This is a genomic window from Leeuwenhoekiella polynyae, from assembly GCF_004104075.1.
Taxonomy (GTDB): domain Bacteria; phylum Bacteroidota; class Bacteroidia; order Flavobacteriales; family Flavobacteriaceae; genus Leeuwenhoekiella; species Leeuwenhoekiella polynyae.
Genome location: NZ_QOVK01000039.1, coordinates 1 through 19,432, shown reverse-complemented (window position 1 = coordinate 19,432; position 19,432 = coordinate 1). Strand labels below are relative to the sequence as shown.

Sequence of the window (19,432 nt, the reverse complement as noted above, 5' to 3'; positions counted from 1 at the left end):
ACAACTGGCACAAATCGAACCGATACAGGCTTAACTAAAAACCCAAAAGTGGCACAATTCAAACCGAAATGCCTGGCACTAACCGACCGAAATCAGTGGCACAATTTGATCCGAGTTATCCAATCCCAAGATTATTTGAAATATATACTGGAAAGTCTTTGCTTTCAAATAATATACAGCTGATTAATATGCAGGGTAAAAATAAATGGGTGAATAATAAAAAGATTATCGACAAAATTTTAGGTGATTTCAAAAAATCTGATGATCAAGTTTTTTATCTTTTTGATAATGATATGAGCTTTGAGATTGGAAAGGCTGTAATGACTGAAAACATGTTTTTTGTAGGGAACCAAGATATTGAAGATGCAATAGATAACAAAATTTGGGTTTCTAATCTCAATCATTACTATAATGGAGTATTGGAGTTTAATGTTGAAGAGGTGCAGAGTTGGAAAGAATTAGTTCCTTTGGAAGCAAAATGTAATGATCATGAGAAATTCTATCCCATTTTAAATAGAAAAATTAAAGATAAGCTTAAAAACTTAGGTGGAGATATTGATCAATTAAAGAGAATTCCTTCTAAAGGCATTGAATCTGCTGATTTTTTGCTTCTAAATATCAATGAACTAGATGATATCCCTTTTGAAATAAGAGAAGCTTTTGATAAAGTTTTAGAATAATTGATTGTTCTATGAAAATTTATTCAAGGTTGCATAAAATCTTTTTCAATCTGAAGCGATGCTGAAAACAGTTGAGCAAGAAGAATTGCCAAAAGTTTAAATCAAAACTTAATCCCCCCGCTCCCGCTAGTCTGTGACTAGTGGCACGAATGACAGTCCGGGATTATACAAGCTTATCCTTTAGAGAAATGCTACGCTGAAACCAGTTCAGCATGACGTGACCTTGTATTTTGTAGTTGCTGTTGTGAATTTTTAGTACCCATCTCGACTGCGCTCGATGTGACATCCCAATTCAACAACTTCGTGTTTTGTACTTTTAACTTCGTATTTGGTACAGGGGTCGCGCAAGCAATTCTTTTCAATCTGAAGCGTTGCTTAAACCAGTTCATCAAGAAGAATTACCAAAGATTTAAATCAAAACTTAATTCAATAATGCTAAAAAAATTACTAGTACTACTTCTAATTACAATCAGTCATCAAGCTGTTGCTCAAAAAGGAAAAGCGGTACTTATTCTAAAAGACAGCACACGTATAAACGGATATGGCGAAATTAGCGGTGTTTCCACCACCGTTTCGATTATGTTTGAAAATGATACCTTGCGGTACAAAAAATATAACGGCAAAGACCTAATCGGGATTGATATTCTGGAGCATAATTATTACCGTAAATTCAGGTATAAACACATAGATGGCGGGAAATACCCTAAAGTTTTAGAGGTGGTTTCTCTTGATAGTTTAAGTCTGTATGTGAAATTGTATGAAGGCAGTTCGTTATCCAATTCCTTTATAAACGTACCCCAACCCGTAGGTAATCTGGCAAATTTACAAACCATTACTTTAGAAAATGGGACCGAAGTACCTCTTGGGCTTAGTCGTAATCTGTATAATGAAATTAACCTTCCCAGATACAGCTACTACGTAGGATATGGCAAAAGTGATCAGGTGGAACATCTGTACACCAAAGGGATCCCTTTTGCTAAAAGTTTTAAAAAGGCCATGATTGCATATTTTGAAAATTGCCCTGAATTGCTTGAAAAAGTAGAAAGTGGAGAATTTTCCAATACCCAATTAGGGAAGGTGTTGGATTTTTACAATACCAAGTGTTTAAAATCAACCAATTCAAAAGATCGCGACACTGAATCTGCTTCAGGATCAAACGACTAAGTTGTTTCAATCTAGTGCGTTGCTGAAACCATCATACCTTATGACAAAAATGAAATACATAATATTAACCCTAGGATTACTCGTCGTTAATTTTGCATTTGGACAACATTTGTATCCTGAAAAGTATGACGAATGTAAGCTAAGTAAATTTTGTTTGGATTGCGGCGACACAAAAGCTGAGCCACCTCAGGATTTTGTATCTGATTTTTTATCCAATCTTAACGAAAAGTCTTTGATGAAAATTAAAGGTTCAATTACGGTTCAAATCTTGGTTGACTCAACCGGAAAAGCGTGCCTGTTAAGTGCTAAAAATGAGACAAATGTTAAGTCCAAAAAATTGAAATTACATGATGGGATAAGCAATACAAAAACTTGGTCACCTGCAATAACTAAAGGAAAAGCCGAACAAGCATCTGTTTCACTATTGCTGATTTTTCAAGATGGTCAACTATTAATAAAAAGAAAAGAATTCGATTTTAAAAATCAATCGAATATGAAATCAGTAGGAACGCCAGATGTCAAAGGTTCGAAAGAATCTCAATTATCAGAATCTTGGACAGTTATTAATCAGCAAAATTCAAAATTACCTTGGGATATGTCCAGAGTGGCTTTTACTGATTCAACTAATTCTCTTTGGTTCGGTACAGATAATGGAGTTGTGAAGATGGAAAATGGGAAAATGGAAGTATTTGACTCAAAAAACTCGGCTTTAAAACCAACTTCTTATAATAAAAATAGGACTTCTTCAATTCGTGGTGGTGCTGTCGACCAATTAAATAATAAGTGGTTTTTTGGGGGGTATGAAGTTTACAAATACGACAATAAAAATTGGACCGTCTTTGACTCCTTAAACTCCCCCGTTAGTTGGATGAGAAAAATATACATCGATAAAAAAAACAATGTGTTTCTGACTTCTTCGAAAGGAGTAGTTAAATACGATGGAAATGATTGGACAATAATTGACACTTCAAATACTAAGCTTCCTTCTAACAAAGTTTCTGGAGTTTTTGTGGATAGTAAAGAACGATTGTGGATTGGAACTTATGACGGGAATATTAGAATGGATAGCGATAACATTGTAGAATATAACAATTCTGAATCACCTCTTAAAGAAGGAGCTATTACCGATATGTATGAGGATAAAAAAGGGAATCTTTGGTTTGATCTCTACAATAATGATGATAAATCTAAAGGCGGAATGTTTGTCCTACGAACTAATGGAAAATGGGAATCTTTGAAACCAAAAAAGTCTGACTTATTCACTAAAAATGATATTAATGACTTCTTGTTAGACGAAGATAAAAATGAATTATGGATTGCATTAAATAGTGTTGGATTAATAAAATACGATATAGGCAATGATAAATGGGAAACGTATACAACCGAAAACTCTAAAGTACCAAGTATTCACGTAATGCAATTAACTAAGGATGGCGATGGAACAATTTGGGGTGCAACATTTGCAGGATTGATAAAACTTAAAGCAGAATAACTTCCGCTAACAAAAATCTTGTTAAAAAGCGAAGCTGCCTTGATCATTCCGATCACGATCGAAACAGTCTGACGTATGCTCATATTTTTTTTCTAAATTAAGTTTTTGATCTGCACCCTCCGCTCCCGCTAGTCTGTGACTGGTGGCACGAACGCCAGTCCGGGATTATATAAGCTTATCCTTTAGAGAAATGCTACGCTGAAACCAGTTCAGCATGACGTGACTTCGTATTTTGTAGTTTCTGTTTTGAATTTTTAGTACGCATCTCGACTGCACTTCGACAAGCTCAGTGTGACAGGCTTGCTTTGGCAAAACTCAGCACAGGTGATTTGACCGATAAGCGGTTCTCAACTTTGCTCGCCCAACCTTGAATTTTAAATAAAGAATTTCTGATATAAGGATGCAATACTAAAACACCCCCCGCTCCCGCTAGTCTGTGACTGGTGTCACGAGCCACAACACAGGACTCTATTTGGTCTTTAGGGATTAATTTTAGCAATTTATTCAACAGAGTCAAGATTAGTAATTTGGATGCTCTTAGTTCTCTATGCTGGATTAATTTTGCTCTTGGAATTCTTTTCGGCCGGTATTGATAACGCAGCACATTTGGGCGGACTCATTGGCGGCTTTATCCTAGGAGTTTTATTGATCGCTTTTGATAAAGAAAACCTGATAAAAAATGCAGGTTAGCCGGTCAATTCTTTGGTAATTTATGTAAAGCAAATGAGTAAAAATCAAATCTTTCAAATCTTCACGATCATTGCCGTAATAGGAATGATATGCTGGTATATCACGGACTATTTTGGAGGGATGATAATACATTTATTTCAGTATGCGTATATAATTATTCCGATATTACTATTGTATTTCATAACGGTAATAACAACTCTGATAAAGCTTTCAAAAAGTGGGATCAGGGAAAACAAGGTGGTTTTTGGCGCTCATTTATTTTTTATCATTTTCATTCTTTCCACAAGTTTTATAGAATCAGATATGTTTAAATCTAAAGTTGTGCTGAGGGGTGTTTTAAAAGATGACCTGTTTCATTACACCTTAACCCTTCGTGAAGATGGATCCTGCGAAAATGAGATACAAGGATTTCTTGGTTTTAAAAAAATATATTATGGTAATTATAAAATGAACGTCAATAGAATTATTTTCAGTAAGAAACCTTACGATAACGACTTTTTACCGGACACTTTATATTTGGATAAGGCAGAAAATGCTATTTTTCTATATAAAAATGCTGAAGAAAAGCAATGGCTCAACCACTTTGAATTGATTGAAAACAACTAACGTGGCTTCGAAAAATATCAATGCGACGCAAATTAAAACAAAGCATATTAGCATCATATTCCCCGGCTCCCGCCAGTCTGCGACTGGTGGCACGAGCTATAACACCGGAGGCTCAGCTAAAACCGGTTTAAGTGCTTAACGCTAACCCCTAAATCTTAATAAAACGTCACTACCTAAACAGCTTTCCCGCTAGTTTGGTCGTTAGGCTGGCATTATAAACGTATTTAATACATTTTTTTCTGGTTTGATTGTCAGTCTTTTAGTATTTTTAATAGTTCATCAATCAAAAATCATAATGAAATCTTTAAAAGCCTTCCTGTTACTTATAGGTGCCGCCCTGCTCAGTACCAGTTGCGGTTTTGATGTAAGCTATCAATCTTCCGTAAAAACGTCCACAAGCTCCAGCCCGGCATTAACCGAAATCGCCAAAACGGATAAAGATCCTGAAGTGCGCAAACTTGCCGTGAGTAAGATCAGTTTCAGTCCGGCCCTTACGGATATTGCGAAAACGGATAAAGACCCCGAGGTGCGTAAACTGGCGGTGAGTAAACTGGATTTTGGTCCTGCATTGACCGACATTGCCAAAACCGATAAAGATCCTGAAATACGTAAACTTGCGGTGAGTAAGATCAGTTTCAGTCCGGCCCTTACGGATATTGCGAAAACGGACAAGAATCCCGAGGTGCGTAAACTGGCGGTGAGTAAACTGGATTTTGGTCCTGCATTGACCGACATTGCCAAAACAGATAACGATCCTGAAGTGCGCAAACTTGCCGTGAGTAAGATCAGTTTCAGTCCGGCGCTTACGGATATTGCGAAAACGGACAAGAATCCCGAGGTGCGTAAACTGGCGGTGAGTAAACTGGATTTTGGTCCTGCATTGACCGACATCGCCAAAACGGATAAGGATCCTGAGATACGTAAGTTCGCAGTAAGTAAGATCAGTTTCAGTCCGGCGCTCCTTGATATTGCAAAAACCGATAAAGACCCCGGAGTACGCATTGCAGCACTAGAACGGTTAAGCGACTTAAACTAAACAGTTATGAACGTTACATGGTTTAAAACGCTTTTTTATATAAGCCTGATAGCAATTGTATTGCATTCCTGTGTAGAGGTAAAACACGATACCGATACTGAAGAAAAATTTGCTAATGCAGACCTGATAGGTATGTGGAAGGTTAAGAACCTCACTCAATCCGGTGAGATACGAAGTGTGGAGCTGGTAAACGATTCCATTGCTGATATTGTATTTAAAGATTCTTCCGGGGAACGACACCTCACTGGTAAATGGAAACGAAGCGGAACAGAATCTGCAGGTGGTATTAACTTTGTGTATGATATTAAACTTTCATATGAGCATCCCGGGAGCAATTCCAGTCGCATATTACTGGGATCATTAGAGGAGATAGCCGGTAAATTAACGATCTCCTCAACTAAGGCGACCCTGGAGAAACTTTAAAAAAGTATTTTGGATTTTAATTTGTTCAAAGACTTATCTGCTTTAATCATCATCAATCAAAAAATCACTAATGAATTGTTCTTTTTTTAAAACGCTTCTTGGCGTAAGCTTGCTGGCACTTATGATGCATTCTTGCAAAATAGAAACCAGTAACGATGCGGCACAAGACTACGCTACCGCAGATTTGTTAGGCACATGGAACGTTAAAACGACAGCGCATAAGCATCCGGATATCCAATCGGTAAAACTGGTAAACGATTCTGTAGCTGAAGTGGTTATTAAAGACCTTTCGGGGAAGCAGCAGCAGGTTCCCGGAACATGGGAACGCAACGTGAAACAATCCGCAGGTCCGATGGAATTCTCGTTCGACTTTAAACTTTCGTATCATTACGATCATCAGTATGCCTTAATGGGCAGGATCGAGGAAGCAGACGATACCATGACGATCTCGGTAGGAGATCTGGTACTGGAAAAAAGCTAGAATAAACTTCATCCAACAAGACCGTTACCGCGAACGTGTCTCAGGGTATCACCAGAAGCTGGCTTCCTCGTTTACCGCGATCCGCGTTGCATTTCAATCCTTGAATAGTGAAGCGTATCAATGTTCAACATGCAAGGCTTTTTTGCGCCTCAGATCACTTTTTCTAAAATACCGTAAGGAGAAATAAAGCACCACTGCCAGCGGTAACGCGATCATTAAATACCACAACGACATATCTAGCGTCGTATTGATGGCTCCGGAAGCCGAGATCGCATAACTCCCCATCGAGGTGATGATGTAGAGCAAACCGCCCTATCATCCATGCAAAACCTAAAACTAGAGTGCAATACCCAATTACCACCGGACTGTATTCAAAATGCTATTATGTAAGAAAAATCGAATACTATACCCATACCCTAGGCGCAGCACAGAATAAAGCAGCACTTTTTTGAGGGATTGGCTTTTATGTTTTTATATTTGCGCTAAAATTTTAGATAAAAGTAGCTCTTCAGGTATTGAGCTTAAATTATACAAGGCATCATTCCTTTTAAATCCATAATTAGGATTTTCGCAAATGATTTTTAATTATAGAATTGCTTAGTTTTTAATGATCTTAATTCTACTGGGAGTCGCCATGTTTGGCTTTGTATTGTCGAGTATTCTTTTTTTTAAAAAGTCTACTAATACTAAGGCCACCTATATTTTAGGGAGTTTCTATTTTATATTATCGGTATATGCTTTTCAAGGGTATATAATAGATGGCGGGTATTTAAAAAGTTGGACGTGGTTTTTCCTTTGGCCCCTGTTACCCTATCACTTGATATTTATCCCGATCTACTATTATTTTAAAGTCATTCTAACAGATAGGCTTACCTGGCATAATGCAGAAATACTGCTATTTATCCCTTTTATACTGGGGGTTATAGATGTAACGTATGTTTATTTACAACCAGAAACTGTATTCAATACTATTATAGAGAATGCAATGGTATCTCCTGAAAAAAGGCTGAAAGCAAATTACCTGCTTCTAACTCTTAGTCAGCACATGTTACTGCGTCATCTTTGGCAATTGGGAGTTTTAATTGTAATAATACCGCAATTGAGAGACTTTTTACAAAAAGCGGAGCACGATGAATTAAAAGCTATTCTTAATAAATGGCTGCTCCTGTTTTGGTGGGTAACGATGGCCATGGCTATTTTTGCAATAGTTTATGTGTGTGAAAGAATGCTGGTAAGCACGGGGTACCATACTTTAATAATCACAGGTATTAAAGGAAGCATAGTCACCTTAATTTTTTATGTAGCAGTCTTTTTAACCGGAGTTATACCGCTTTATTTCCCCAGTATTTTACACGGGTATCCGCAGCAGGTGAGACCTATCTCTAAGATTAGTATCGAAGAACCGGATACCGACTTAAAATTTGGTCTTGACGAAGAGACGGTTAACAGCAAGCTAGAAGGTTTAAAAGCATGTAAGTCATACCTCAATACTCATTTTGGTCTCACTGAATGCGCGCTAGAATTAGATATGCCTGCTCACCATATTTCCTATTATTTAAAAAACCAGTTTGGGTTAAGCTTTGCTGCTTACAGAAATAGCTTACGCATGGATTATGCAAAAAAGCTCATTGAAGAAGGCTACTTAGAAAATAATACAATTGAAGCTCTAGCGGGAGAATGTGGCTTTGCTAGTAGGACATCGTTTAGTAAAGTTTTTAAAAATGCTACTGATGTAAATCCCAGTGCTTATGCTTTAGCAAATAAATAAGCCGTATTGTGTAAAAGGTGTATAGAATTTTATTCAACCCGCACTTTTCTTTTTTTTTCTTTTAAAATTAGGCAGTTAGGCATGTCTTCAAATAAGATTTGAAGACATGCCTGCGTGGTTTTTGTCGTATTTATTTCCCTTTTAACGTTTTTTTTGCATTCAGTTGCAATCTCATTGTGCAGGTAATCCTGTTCACCTGAGGCTGTATTAATATACCTACTTCACTATTTATTTTAAATTTTTTAAGCACATGAAACACCAGTACTTTACAAAAATTTTATTGGCATTGAGTTTATGCCTTTTGGGCAAGATGTCTTATGGGCAGACTTTTGAACAAATAAAGCCACCACCTCCTGCACCGCAATTTGTTTCTAATTTCCCAGCATTAAATCAGGGGTCTATTGCTTTTGCTGATGTAGATAAAGATGGAGACCAGTATGCGTTGGTGATGGGTTTTAGCAGGGATGATTATGAAACTCCTGTAGCTATACTTTATCGTAATGATGGTGCTGGTAACTATACAGAAGTTTTAGATACTCCTTTTGAAGGAGTCACGAGAGGCGCTATCGCTTTTGCCGATGTAGATGGGGACGGTTATCAGGATGTGTTAATTACTGGTCAAGGACCCTATGTGCCTGGGTCTGGAGAATCTAAAGTAGCTGCACTTTACCGAAATAAGGGTAATGGTACCTTTACAAAAGATACAAATCCTCCCTTTGAAGGATTAAGCGAAAGTTCTATTGCTTTTGCTGATGTAGATGGGGACGAGGATCTGGATGTACTAATATATGGGAGGGACAATGATAGGAATACTAGTACAAAACTGTATCGTAACGACGGCAATGGAAATTTTGAAGAGATGCCAACCAATTTGGAGGTATTAGGATATAGCCAATTTGTTTCTTTTGCTGATGCTGATAATGACGGGGATCTGGATGTACTAATATCTGGAGAGGACAATGATGGAAATATTATTCCCAAACTGTATCGTAACGACGGGAAAGGGAATTTTGAAGAGATGTCAACCAATTTTGAGTCAATGGGATATGGTGTTTCTGCTGCTTTTGCTGATGTAACTGGTAATAAAGCTGCAGATGTTCTGATTACTGGTATTGATGAAAATTATGATCCAATAGCCAAACTTTATCTTAACAATGGAGGTGCCTTTAAAGAGGATACAAATACCTCTTATGAGGGAGTTTACAGGGGTGCTATCGCTTTTGCCGATGTAACTGGTAATAAGGTTCCAGATGTTTTGATTACTGGTTATAGTGAAAATAACAAGAAAATAACCAAACTTTATCTTAACAAGGATAATGATACTGGTAGCTTTGGCACCTTTGAAGAAGATACAACTGCCCCTTTTGAAGGAGTTGATCAAGGTTCTATAGCATTTGCCGATGTAGATGGCGATGGGTCTCCAGATGTGCTAATTACAGGTGAGGATGGTTCTTATCAAAGAAGTGCCAAGCTTTATACAAATAACGGTAGTGGTACTTTTACAGCAAATACAACTGCCCCTTTTAAAGGAGTGCTAAATTCTTCTATAGCATTTGCAGATGTAGATGGTAATGGGACACCAGATGTGCTGATTACTGGGAGCATTAGTCAAACTGAATATAGTGCTCTTTTATTTAGAAATACAACTCAAGTTAGCACCTCACCTGAGGTATTAAGTTTTTCTCCTCAACCCGAAGCGACTGATGTATCGCTACAACCTGAATTATCGGTTGTTTTTGATAAGCCCGTAGCGTTTAATGCAAGCGGTACTTTAAGTTTAGTGGGAGCTGATGGTATTGTACAAAGCTATGATCTATCTGATGAGGAAGACCGCAAGAAATTTTCTATTTCAGAAGACCAATTGACTGTATCGCTTAAAATTGATGAAAACCTGCCGGTAAATACCGCACTTTCTGTGGGTATTAGTGCTGGTTTTGTTAAAGATAGTGATGACAACACTGTTGAAGAACTAGAAGCAAGTGATAAGGTGTGGACGTTTACCACTAGAGGTAAATTTAGCCAAAGCATTAGCTTTTCAGAAATCTCAGAAAAAACCTATGGTGATGCTGTCTTTACTTTAGGAGACGCTAAAACCGATGAAGATTTAGTAATAACCTATACCGCAGCAGATGCTACGATAGTATCTATTTCTGGCAATAAAGCAACTATTTTAAAAGCGGGAACTACAAAAATTACCGCAAGTCAGGAAGGTGATGCGACGCGTTTTGCGGCAACATCGGTGGAACAAAGCTTAACCGTTAACAAGGCGGAAATTACCATTACTGCTGATGCAAAAAGTAAAGTGTATGGTGCAACCGATCCAGATTTGACTTATGAAATTACCTCAGGAAGTTTAGAAACCGATGATGAATTTTCTGGAAGTTTAAGCAGAGCAACCGGAGAAACCGTTGGTGACTATGCGATATCTTCAACTTTAGCAAATAGTAATTATAACATCACGTTTGTTCCTGCAGATTTCACGATTACTGAAAAAGCAATCACGATTACTGCTGATGCAAAAAGTAAAGTATATGGCGCAACCGATCCGGCTTTGACTTATGAAATTATCTCAGGAAGTTTGGAGACTGGTGATGAATTGTCTGGAAGTTTAAGCAGAGCCACTGGTGAAACTGTTGGGGAATATGCAATTTCTTCAACTTTAGCAAATGCAAATTATAACATTACGTTTGTTCCTGCAGATCTTACGATTACTGAAAAAGCAATCACGATTACAGCAGCTGCAAAAAGCAAAGTTTATAGTGCAGCAGATCCAGCTTTAACGTATACTGTAAGTCCAAGTTTAGTTGGAAGTGATGCGTTAACAGGAAGTTTAAGCAGAGCCACTGGTGAAACCGTTGGTGAGTATGCGATTTCTTCAACTTTAGCAAATGGGAATTATGACATTACGTTTGTTCCAGCAGATTTTACAATTACTGAAAAAGCAATTACTGTTACTGCTGATGCAAAAAGTAAAGTGTATGGTGCAACTGATCCAGCTTTGACTTATCAAATCAGCTCAGGAAGTCTAGAAACAGATGATGAATTGTCAGGTAGTTTAAGCAGAGCCACTGGTGAAACTGTTGGGGAATATGCGATTTCTTCAACTTTAGCAAACACGAATTATGACATCACATTTGTTCCGGCAGATTTGACGATTACTGAAAAAGCAATCACGATTACTGCTAATGCAACATCTAAAGTATATGGTTCAGCAGATCCAGCTTTAACGTATCAAATCAGCTCAGGAAGTTTAGAAACCGATGATGCATTAACAGGAAGTTTAAGTAGAGCCACTGGTGAAACCGTTGGTGAGTATGCGATTGCTTCAACTTTAGCAAATGTAAATTATGACATCACATTTGTATCAGCAGATTTGACGATTACTGAAAAAGCAATCACGATTACTGCGGATTCAAAAAGTAAAGTATATGGCGCAACTGATCCAACTTTGACTTATGAAATTACCTCAGGAAGTTTAGAAACCGATGATGAATTGTCAGGAAGTTTAAGCAGAGCAACCGGTGAAACTGTTGGTGAGTATGCGATTGCTTCAACTTTAGCGAATAGTAATTATGACATCACGTTTGTTCCTGCAGATTTGACAATTACTGAAAAAGCAATCACGATTACTGCGGATGCAAAATCTAAAATTTATGGTGCAACCGATCCAGCTTTAACGTATACTGTAAGTCCAAGTTTAGTTGGAAGTGATGCATTAACAGGAAGTTTGTTAAGAGCCACTGGTGAAACTGTTGGTGACTATGCGATATCTTCAACTTTAGCAAATGGGAATTATGACATTACGTTTGTTCCTGCAGATTTCACAATTACTGAAAAAGCGATTACTATTACTGCGGATGCAAAAAGTAAAGTGTATGGCGCAGCAGATCCAGCTTTGACTTATGAAATTACCTCAGGAAGTTTAGAAACCGATGATGAATTGTCTGGAAGTTTAAGCAGAGCAACCGGTGAAACCGTTGGTGATTATGCGATTGCTTCAACTTTAGCAAATCGTAATTATGACATTACGTTTGTTACTGCAAATTTGACGATTACTGAAAAAGCAATCACGATTACTGCCGATGCAAAAAGTAAAGTGTATGGAGCAACTGATCCAACTTTGACTTATGAAATTACCTCAGGAAGTTTAGAAACCGATGATGAATTGTCAGGAAGTTTAAGCAGAGCAACTGGAGAAACCGTTGGTGAGTATGCGATTTCTTCAACTTTAGCAAATGCGAATTATAACATTACGTTTGTTCCTGCAGATTTGACGATTACTGAAAAAGCGATCACGATTACTGCGGATGCAAAAAGTAAAGTGTATGGTGCAACCGATCCAGCTTTAACTTATCAAATCAGCTCAGGAAGTCTAGAAACTGGCGATGCGTTAATAGGAAGTTTAAGCAGAGCCACTGGTGAAACTGTTGGTGAGTATGCGATTGCTTCAACTTTAGCAAATGCGAATTATGACATCACATTTGTTCCTGCAGATTTCACGATTACTGAAAAAGCAATCACTGTTACTGCGGATGCAAAAAGTAAAGTGTATGGCGCAGCAGATCCAGCTTTGACTTATGAAATCACGACAGGAAGTTTAGAAACTGATGATGATTTATCGGGAAGTTTAAGCAGAACAGCAGGCGAAGATGTTGGTGAGTATGCAATTTCTTCAACTTTAGCAAATGCAAATTATGACATTACGTTTGTTCCAGCAGATTTCACAATTACTGAAAAAGCGATCACGGTTACAGCAGATTCAAAAACTAAGGTGTATGGGGAAGTTGATCCGGCCTTAACGTATAAGGTAAGTCCAGCTTTGGAATCCGGAGATGCGTTAACAGGAGGTTTAAGCAGAGCCACTGGTGAAACTGTTGATGAGTATGCAATCTCTTCAACTTTAGCGAATAGTAATTATGACATTACATTTGTTCCTGCAGATTTGACGATTACTGAAAAAGCAATCACGGTTACAGCAGATGCAAAAACTAAGGTGTATGGGGAAGTTGATCCGGCCTTAACGTATAAGGTAAGTCCAGCTTTGGAATCCGGAGATGCGTTAACAGGAGGTTTAAGCAGATCAACTGGTGAAACTGTTGGTGAGTATGCCATTGCTTCAACTTTAGCAAACACGAATTATGACATCACGTTTGTTTCAGCAGATTTGACGATTACTGAAAAAGCGATCACGGTTACAGCAGATGCAAAAACTAAGGTGTATGCTGCAACCGATCCCGATTTGACATATTCTGTAAGTCCAAGTTTAGAAACCGGTGATGCTTTAATAGGAAGTTTGTTAAGAGCAACCGGGGAAACTGTTGGAGAATATGCGATTTCTTCAACTTTAGCAAACACAAATTATGACATCACATTTGTATCAGCAGATTTGACGATTACTGAAAAAGCAATCACGATTACTGCGGATTCAAAAAGTAAAGTATATGGCGCAGCAGATCCAGCTTTAACGTATAAGGTAAGTCCAGCTTTGGAACCAAGTGATGCGTTAACAGGAAGTTTAAGCAGAGCAACTGGTGAAACTGTTGGAGAATATGCAATTTCTTCTACTTTAGCGAATGCGAATTATAACATCACGTTTGTTTCTACAGATTTGACGATTACTGAAAAAGCGATCACGATTAATGCTGATGCAACATCTAAAGTATATGGTTCAGCAGATCCCGCTTTGACTTATCAAATCAGCTCAGGAAGTTTAGAAACCGATGATGAATTGTCTGGAAGTTTAAGCAGAGCCACTGGTGAAACTGTTGGCGAGTATGCGATTTCTTCAAGTTTAGCAAATAGTAATTATGACATTACATTTGTTCCTGCAGATTTCACGATTAAAAAAGCTGCTGCGATTATCACAGCAGATGCTACACAGACGTTTACATATAATGGAAGTGAGCATAAGGTGAGCGCAAGTTTAAATCACGATGAGACCGAATTGGTTTATACTCCACAACAAGGCTACACTGCTGCAGGGACGTATACTGTTATGGTTAAAGCTTCAGCAACTACTAATTACTTAGCAGCTTCTAAAGAGGTTTCTTTGCAAATTAACAATGCAGAAATCACAGGAGTGAGTTTTACAAATGATGTAGTTACTTATGATGGTAAAGCGCATGGTGTTTATGTGAAAAACCTTTCTGAAGGTGCGACAGTGACTTACGATAATAATGAGCAGACTGAAGCTGGTACTTATACGGTGACAGCAACTATAAGTCAGGAAAATTTTAGAGACAAGGTGTTTACTGCTGAGCTCGTGATAGAAAAAGCTCCACAGCAAATCACGTTTGATGAGCTTCCGGTAAAGCATTTAGAACAAGATTCAGATTTTGAATTAGATGCTAGCACTTCTTCGGGATTACCAGTAAGTTATACGTACACGTATACACAAGAAGAGCCTGCAGCAGTTGTTTCCGAAAATGGAATTGTTAGCTTACTCAATTCTGGAGTACTAGAAATTACTGCAACTCAAAATGGTAATGCAAATTATCTGGAAGCAACACCTATAACACGTACATTGAAGGTTAATAGTAATGACTCATCTGTAAATAAGGTCGTAATCAACGGCAACGTTTATGATAATCCTGCTACTGAAATCTATTATAGAATTGCTTGTGACGAAAGTTCATCTGCTGTTTCTATTGAAATTTATTCAGAGTATAATGCCTCTGTAAACTCTGGGCTTGACTTTGTGGTAAATACACCGTCACCCGGTGTCTACAAGAAGGATATACAGGTTACTTCTCAGGATGGAACCAGCAGTACAACCTATCACTTGAATGTAGAGAAACCTTTCGATTTTAATGCTATTGTAGAGCAAAAATTCAACAATACACTATTAGTCAATAACAATCCAGAAACCAATGGAGGTTATGAATTTGCAGCATATGAATGGTATATAGACGGCAGGTTAGTGGGTACTGATCAGTATTACTCAGCTGGAGATGCTGCTACAGATACCTTAGACCCAAATAGTATGTATGAAGTTGTTATAACAACAACAGATGGTGATGTAATACACACCTGTGCATCACGAATACAACTTAAAAAAGCAGGTAAGCTGTACGTGGCTCCAAACCCTGTATTTGCTGGAAGTTCAGTGAATATACTTGCAGACTTTGAACCAGAATTATTAAAAGGTGTGATCTACTCTGTTTACAATCAGCAAGGCGTATTGATTCAATCTTTAAAATGCCACGGTGCAAAAACACCATTAATAATAGATCAAGGTACGCCTTCTGGAGTTTATATGTTAATAGGCTCTGGTAACCTAAGAGAACAGTCAGTTAAATTTATTGTTCGATAAATTCAGTTCACATCACAAACAAAGTAGTTAAAATTTTATCTATGCAAATTAAACGAGTTTTTCAATATATAAACAGCAGAGTATTCAATAAGGGATTTTTACTCGTAATACTAACTGTTACCGGGCTGTCTTTATCTGCTCAAACCAATAATGAGGTTTCTCTTTATGTAAAGGGGCCCAATACAAAGCTGTCATTAGGAGATTTTAAACGCTCTTCAGACATAGAAACCGGGATAGGAGTCGGACTTAATTATGCCTATGCTATTTCAGACCATTGGAGTGTAATCTCTGGGGTAGAATACCAGAAATTCTCCGGGAATGCCTATTTTGATACCCTTACTGATTCATTCGGTACGGTTGATGCCGAGCAAGAATCTTTTGTGTTTAATTATGCTTTTAGCCAATTGAAAGAGCAAGTTGATGCCGAGTATTTAAACATACCTTTAAAAGTACAGTACGAGACTTTAGGAGATATACGCTTCTATGCAGCTGCTGGAGTTAAAATGGGTGTGACTATTAGCGCAAAGTCAGAGAGTAATGCAGGGTCCTTACAAACTAGTGGATATTATGAGCAGTACAATGTAGAACTCGAAGCACCAATGTTTATGGGATTTGGTGATTTTGGTAGTTTTTCAGGTAGTACTAGTGACATTGATTTTAAGAGCAATTTTATCCTGAATTTTGAAAGCGGAATGAAAATGCTTTTTGATCAGAATAATAGTATTTATGTGGGACTCTTTGTGGATTATGGTTTAAATGATATTCGTAAGGGTTCTGCAGCAGGCTCGTTACTTTCTTATAATGTTGAGAACCCAAGTGAATTTCAAATAGGAAGTGTTTTAAATTCCCGTAATCTTGAACAGAATACTGATTATGTAGATGAAGTTAAAACCTTAGCATTTGGTGTAAAACTTAGATACGGTTTTTCTTGGTAACTTTTAAATATTGATATTTTAGGGAAAGGTTATAATCAAGAATTGTAAGAGGCAAATCATTAATTTGATTTGCCTTTTTTTATAATCTGCTGGCACTCCTATTCTTTTAGGAAGGAAGTTTTAAAAGCAATTTTGAACCTTGAACCTTTCTATTCTTGGACTTTTAATGCGCTTTCACGTTTTCGAAGATCACTTTTTCTAAAATAGCGTAAGGAGAAAAAGACAATAACCGCCAGGGGTAAGGCGATCATCATATAGCGCAACGCCATATCCAGCGTCGTGTTGATGGCTCCGGAGGCCGAGATCGCATAACTCCCCATCGAGGTGATGATGTAGAGCAAACCGCCCATCAGTCCGCCTGCGATGCCGGCATTCCCCGGAAAGAAGATCATATTCTGCGTAAAATAGTTGGTAAACAAAAAGCCCGAGCAGATGTGAATGAGAAAGGCAAAGGCAATGAGCACCGTCAGATGGTCCAGATTAAAAGCCAGGGTGATAAAAATGGCGATGATCACCAACTGAATAAGGGACACCCGCCCGATCTTTTTATGGAAATCCACAGGAGTAAAGCGTTTGCTGAGAATGCCGCCTATCATCCAGGCAAATCCCAAGATCAAGGTGCAATACCCGATCACGACCGGAGTGTATTCAAAATGCTGTTCTACCACAAAAGGCCCGGCGATGTTGAACACCATCACGACCGAGTATGCAAAGCCCAAAATAAGAATCCCTAAGATAAAACCGGGGTTTTTCAGCATCGCCAGATACAGCAACGAGGTTTTTCTCAGATTGAACTTCTTGTAATTGCGTATGGTTTCCCCGCTAAAAATAAACTCTCCCACAAGCAAGACGGCTGCATAGATCGCCAAAAAGTAAAAGTTAGACTGCCAGCCCAGACTTTCTTCTAAGAAGCCGCCCAGAAAAGGCGCGATGATGGGACCGCACGACCAGACGATGGTAAAGAAACTCAGGTAGTGTTTACGCTCTTTGTCATCATAAAGATCTACAAAATAGGCGCGTTTAGCCACCACAATAAAGGCCGTAGCAATTCCCTGTACGATACGCAGCAAACTGATCACCAAAACTTCTGAAGTAAAGGTTACCGCCAGACTGCTGAGCAGCAAGACCACCAGCGAGATCAGCATAGGTTTACGCCGCCCTACACTATCGGCAACGGGACCTACAAAGAGTTGAGAGAATCCGTAACTGAGAAAAAAGCAGGTAAGCGTAAGCTGTATGCTTTGTTCAGAAACGTTGAGGTTACGCGCCATCGACGGAAAGGACGGCAGGTAAATATCAGTCATGAACCCGGACAGGGGAATGGACATAAAGGTGAGTATCGTCGCTATTTTTTTGCGCTGGGGTGAAGCGTCGCGTAAATGCATAGGGGAGGGTATTGACAATTAGGGGTGCAAAATTACTACATAAAAAAAGAAGAATAGGTTGATGGCTCCGCAAGCTTTGTATTCTTTAATCCAAGCGGATTGCATAGTGTTGGCGCTCAGCGCCCGGCTCGCGTCTGGCTGGTGCCGCGAACCAAAAAGCCCTTTCAGGACTGAAAGGGCTTTTGATCTTCTTCATTCATAGTTCAGCCTTAATGGCTGTTTGTTTTTAAAAGTTCCGGGAACTTTTCTTTAAATCGGTTGATTCTCGGTATCGAAACCTTTTGGATGTATGGGTTTTCGGGGTGTTGTACCTCGTAGTTCTGATGATAGCCTTCTGCTTCCCAGAATTTTTCAAAAGGTTTTACCTCCGCAGCAACCGGTTCTCCCAGTTTTTGAGCTAAAGCCGCTTTCTTTTCTTCTATAATTTTCTTTTCGGCATCATTCTGATAAAAGATAATAGAGCGGTATTGCGATCCGTGATCTGGCCCCTGACCGTTCACTTGTGTGGGGTTTTGAGAACCAAAGTACACATCCACCAGCTGACTGAAGCTGATAACTTCAGGATCGTAAATTACTTTTACCGCTTCGGCGTGACCCGTTTTACCGGTGTTGCTGTCTTCATACGTCGGGTTTTTGGTATGACCCCCGGCATATCCTGAGATCGCTTCGTCAACCCCTTTTACGCTTTCATAAACTGCTTCAACACACCAGAAACATCCACTGGCAAAATAAGCCGTAGCCCGATCCTGATTTTGGGGAGCTGTAGCATCGCTTTGCTCAGGTTCCGCCATGGCTTCTGATGCAGTACCGTCTGTATTCAAGGCCAGTTCAGGGGTAGTTGCTACCGCTGCGCTGTCTGTATGTTTAGGAGCATTATCACAGCTGGTAAAGAATAAGCTCAAGGCTATCATTCCCGCTAGTAATGCTGATAAGATGATTCTATTTTTCATAGCACGTTTTACCTATAAACGCAATTCCTCTTGCGTTGGTTTTATAGACGCAAAGTTGCAGCTAAACTTTCTTAAGACCATGCTAATTTTTTCTGCTTTTTGATAAACTATTGATAAAGTACATGAAGAGACTTTTTCTTTTCTGAATCCGAAGGATTTAGTTTCCTTTTGGTCCGTTTAACGACAGCATCCCGTTAAGAATTCCTGAAGCCTTGGAACGAATTTAGGAATGCTGTTGAGGTTCTTACTAAAGATTCAAAAATCAGTTTGGTACTGGTGTTCTATTAGAATTTAGATTGTATATAATATTCAGAAGATTAAAACTATACGTATTTATACCCGAAGGGTTAAACGAATTATTCTCCCTCGGTTCAGAATAGGCGTGAGGGCAGAGCGTTAAGGAAAGGTCTAGTAGACCTTTTTAGCGAATGAGCCAGGTGGCGCGTTGGCTTTGGAATGGACTACTTTATTTTAAGTAAAATTTACTCTTAGAAAAATTGGAATAAAGAC

14 protein-coding genes are annotated in these 19,432 nt (G+C 38.5%); 11 read left to right on the top strand and 3 right to left on the bottom strand.

Features of this window, described 5'->3' with window-relative positions:
• The first annotated feature begins 68 nt into the window (after nt 1-68).
• The 8 genes from DSM02_RS20240 to DSM02_RS20205 all read left to right on the top strand — a co-directional run bounded on the left by DSM02_RS20240 (nt 69) and on the right by DSM02_RS20205 (nt 6,572).
• Nucleotides 69-680, top strand: a complete 612-nt coding sequence (locus DSM02_RS20240; protein WP_128767282.1) for a hypothetical protein — start codon at nt 69-71, stop codon at nt 678-680.
• A 432-nt stretch (nt 681-1,112) separates the two neighbouring features.
• Nucleotides 1,113-1,844, top strand: a complete 732-nt coding sequence (locus tag DSM02_RS20235; protein WP_128767281.1) for a hypothetical protein — start codon at nt 1,113-1,115, stop codon at nt 1,842-1,844.
• A 40-nt stretch (nt 1,845-1,884) separates the two neighbouring features.
• The gene (locus tag DSM02_RS20230) at nt 1,885-3,336 is read left to right on the top strand and encodes a ligand-binding sensor domain-containing protein (protein WP_128767280.1); all 1,452 of its coding nucleotides are present in this window, start codon (nt 1,885-1,887) and stop codon (nt 3,334-3,336) included.
• Between the two features lie 489 nt (nt 3,337-3,825).
• Nucleotides 3,826-4,026, top strand: a complete 201-nt coding sequence (locus DSM02_RS20225) for a rhomboid family intramembrane serine protease (protein ID WP_394342634.1) — start codon at nt 3,826-3,828, stop codon at nt 4,024-4,026.
• 33 nt (nt 4,027-4,059) lie between these two features.
• Nucleotides 4,060-4,632, top strand: a complete 573-nt coding sequence (locus DSM02_RS20220) for a hypothetical protein (RefSeq protein WP_128767279.1) — start codon at nt 4,060-4,062, stop codon at nt 4,630-4,632.
• Nucleotides 4,633-4,927: 295 nt separating this feature from the next.
• The gene (locus DSM02_RS20215) at nt 4,928-5,668 is read left to right on the top strand and encodes a hypothetical protein (RefSeq protein WP_128767278.1); all 741 of its coding nucleotides are present in this window, start codon (nt 4,928-4,930) and stop codon (nt 5,666-5,668) included.
• A gap of 6 nt (nt 5,669-5,674) precedes the next feature.
• Nucleotides 5,675-6,091, top strand: coding sequence for a hypothetical protein (locus tag DSM02_RS20210; protein WP_128767277.1), 417 nt, complete (start codon nt 5,675-5,677; stop codon nt 6,089-6,091).
• A gap of 70 nt (nt 6,092-6,161) precedes the next feature.
• Nucleotides 6,162-6,572, top strand: coding sequence for a hypothetical protein (locus DSM02_RS20205; RefSeq protein ID WP_128767276.1), 411 nt, complete (start codon nt 6,162-6,164; stop codon nt 6,570-6,572).
• A gap of 117 nt (nt 6,573-6,689) precedes the next feature.
• Here the strand turns inward: DSM02_RS20205 and DSM02_RS20200 are convergent, their stop codons facing one another.
• Nucleotides 6,690-6,878 (bottom strand): hypothetical protein, encoded by a 189-nt coding sequence (locus DSM02_RS20200; RefSeq protein WP_128767275.1) that lies wholly within the window; start codon nt 6,876-6,878, stop codon nt 6,690-6,692.
• A 301-nt stretch (nt 6,879-7,179) separates the two neighbouring features.
• On the opposite strand from DSM02_RS20200, the gene DSM02_RS20195 reads away from it, so the two are divergent.
• The 3 genes from DSM02_RS20195 (at nt 7,180) to DSM02_RS20185 (ending at nt 16,587) form a co-directional block, all read left to right on the top strand.
• Complete coding sequence (locus tag DSM02_RS20195; protein WP_128767274.1) at nt 7,180-8,340, top strand: helix-turn-helix domain-containing protein; 1,161 nt, start codon at nt 7,180-7,182, stop codon at nt 8,338-8,340.
• Nucleotides 8,341-8,590: 250 nt separating this feature from the next.
• Nucleotides 8,591-15,652, top strand: a complete 7,062-nt coding sequence (locus DSM02_RS20190) for an MBG domain-containing protein (protein ID WP_128767273.1) — start codon at nt 8,591-8,593, stop codon at nt 15,650-15,652.
• 41 nt (nt 15,653-15,693) lie between these two features.
• Complete coding sequence (locus DSM02_RS20185; RefSeq protein WP_128767272.1) at nt 15,694-16,587, top strand: hypothetical protein; 894 nt, start codon at nt 15,694-15,696, stop codon at nt 16,585-16,587.
• 149 nt (nt 16,588-16,736) lie between these two features.
• Here DSM02_RS20185 and DSM02_RS20180 read toward each other — a convergent pair whose 3' ends face one another.
• Together DSM02_RS20180 and msrA are read right to left on the bottom strand one after the other, a co-directional pair.
• Entirely contained in the window at nt 16,737-17,972 is a 1,236-nt protein-coding gene (locus tag DSM02_RS20180) for a Bcr/CflA family efflux MFS transporter (RefSeq protein WP_128767271.1), read from the bottom strand.
• A 209-nt stretch (nt 17,973-18,181) separates the two neighbouring features.
• Nucleotides 18,182-18,763, bottom strand: a complete 582-nt coding sequence (gene msrA, locus DSM02_RS20175) for a peptide-methionine (S)-S-oxide reductase MsrA (protein ID WP_240674120.1) — start codon at nt 18,761-18,763, stop codon at nt 18,182-18,184.
• Nucleotides 18,764-19,432 lie beyond the last annotated feature (669 nt).

Excerpts from the sequence above, each read along its gene's own strand:
- DSM02_RS20240 (WP_128767282.1), top strand. The coding sequence starts at position 69 with ATGCCTGGCACTAACCGACCGAAATCAGTGGCACAATTTGATCCGAGT.
- DSM02_RS20235 (WP_128767281.1), top strand. The coding sequence starts at position 1,113 with ATGCTAAAAAAATTACTAGTACTACTTCTAATTACAATCAGTCATCAA.
- DSM02_RS20230 (WP_128767280.1), top strand. The coding sequence starts at position 1,885 with ATGACAAAAATGAAATACATAATATTAACCCTAGGATTACTCGTCGTT.
- DSM02_RS20220 (WP_128767279.1), top strand. The coding sequence starts at position 4,060 with ATGAGTAAAAATCAAATCTTTCAAATCTTCACGATCATTGCCGTAATA.
- DSM02_RS20215 (WP_128767278.1), top strand. The coding sequence starts at position 4,928 with ATGAAATCTTTAAAAGCCTTCCTGTTACTTATAGGTGCCGCCCTGCTC.
- DSM02_RS20210 (WP_128767277.1), top strand. The coding sequence starts at position 5,675 with ATGAACGTTACATGGTTTAAAACGCTTTTTTATATAAGCCTGATAGCA.
- DSM02_RS20205 (WP_128767276.1), top strand. The coding sequence starts at position 6,162 with ATGAATTGTTCTTTTTTTAAAACGCTTCTTGGCGTAAGCTTGCTGGCA.
- DSM02_RS20195 (WP_128767274.1), top strand. The coding sequence starts at position 7,180 with ATGATCTTAATTCTACTGGGAGTCGCCATGTTTGGCTTTGTATTGTCG.
- DSM02_RS20190 (WP_128767273.1), top strand. The coding sequence starts at position 8,591 with ATGAAACACCAGTACTTTACAAAAATTTTATTGGCATTGAGTTTATGC.
- DSM02_RS20185 (WP_128767272.1), top strand. The coding sequence starts at position 15,694 with ATGCAAATTAAACGAGTTTTTCAATATATAAACAGCAGAGTATTCAAT.
- DSM02_RS20180 (WP_128767271.1), bottom strand. The coding sequence starts at position 17,972 with ATGCATTTACGCGACGCTTCACCCCAGCGCAAAAAAATAGCGACGATA.
- msrA (WP_240674120.1), bottom strand. The coding sequence starts at position 18,763 with ATGGCGGAACCTGAGCAAAGCGATGCTACAGCTCCCCAAAATCAGGAT.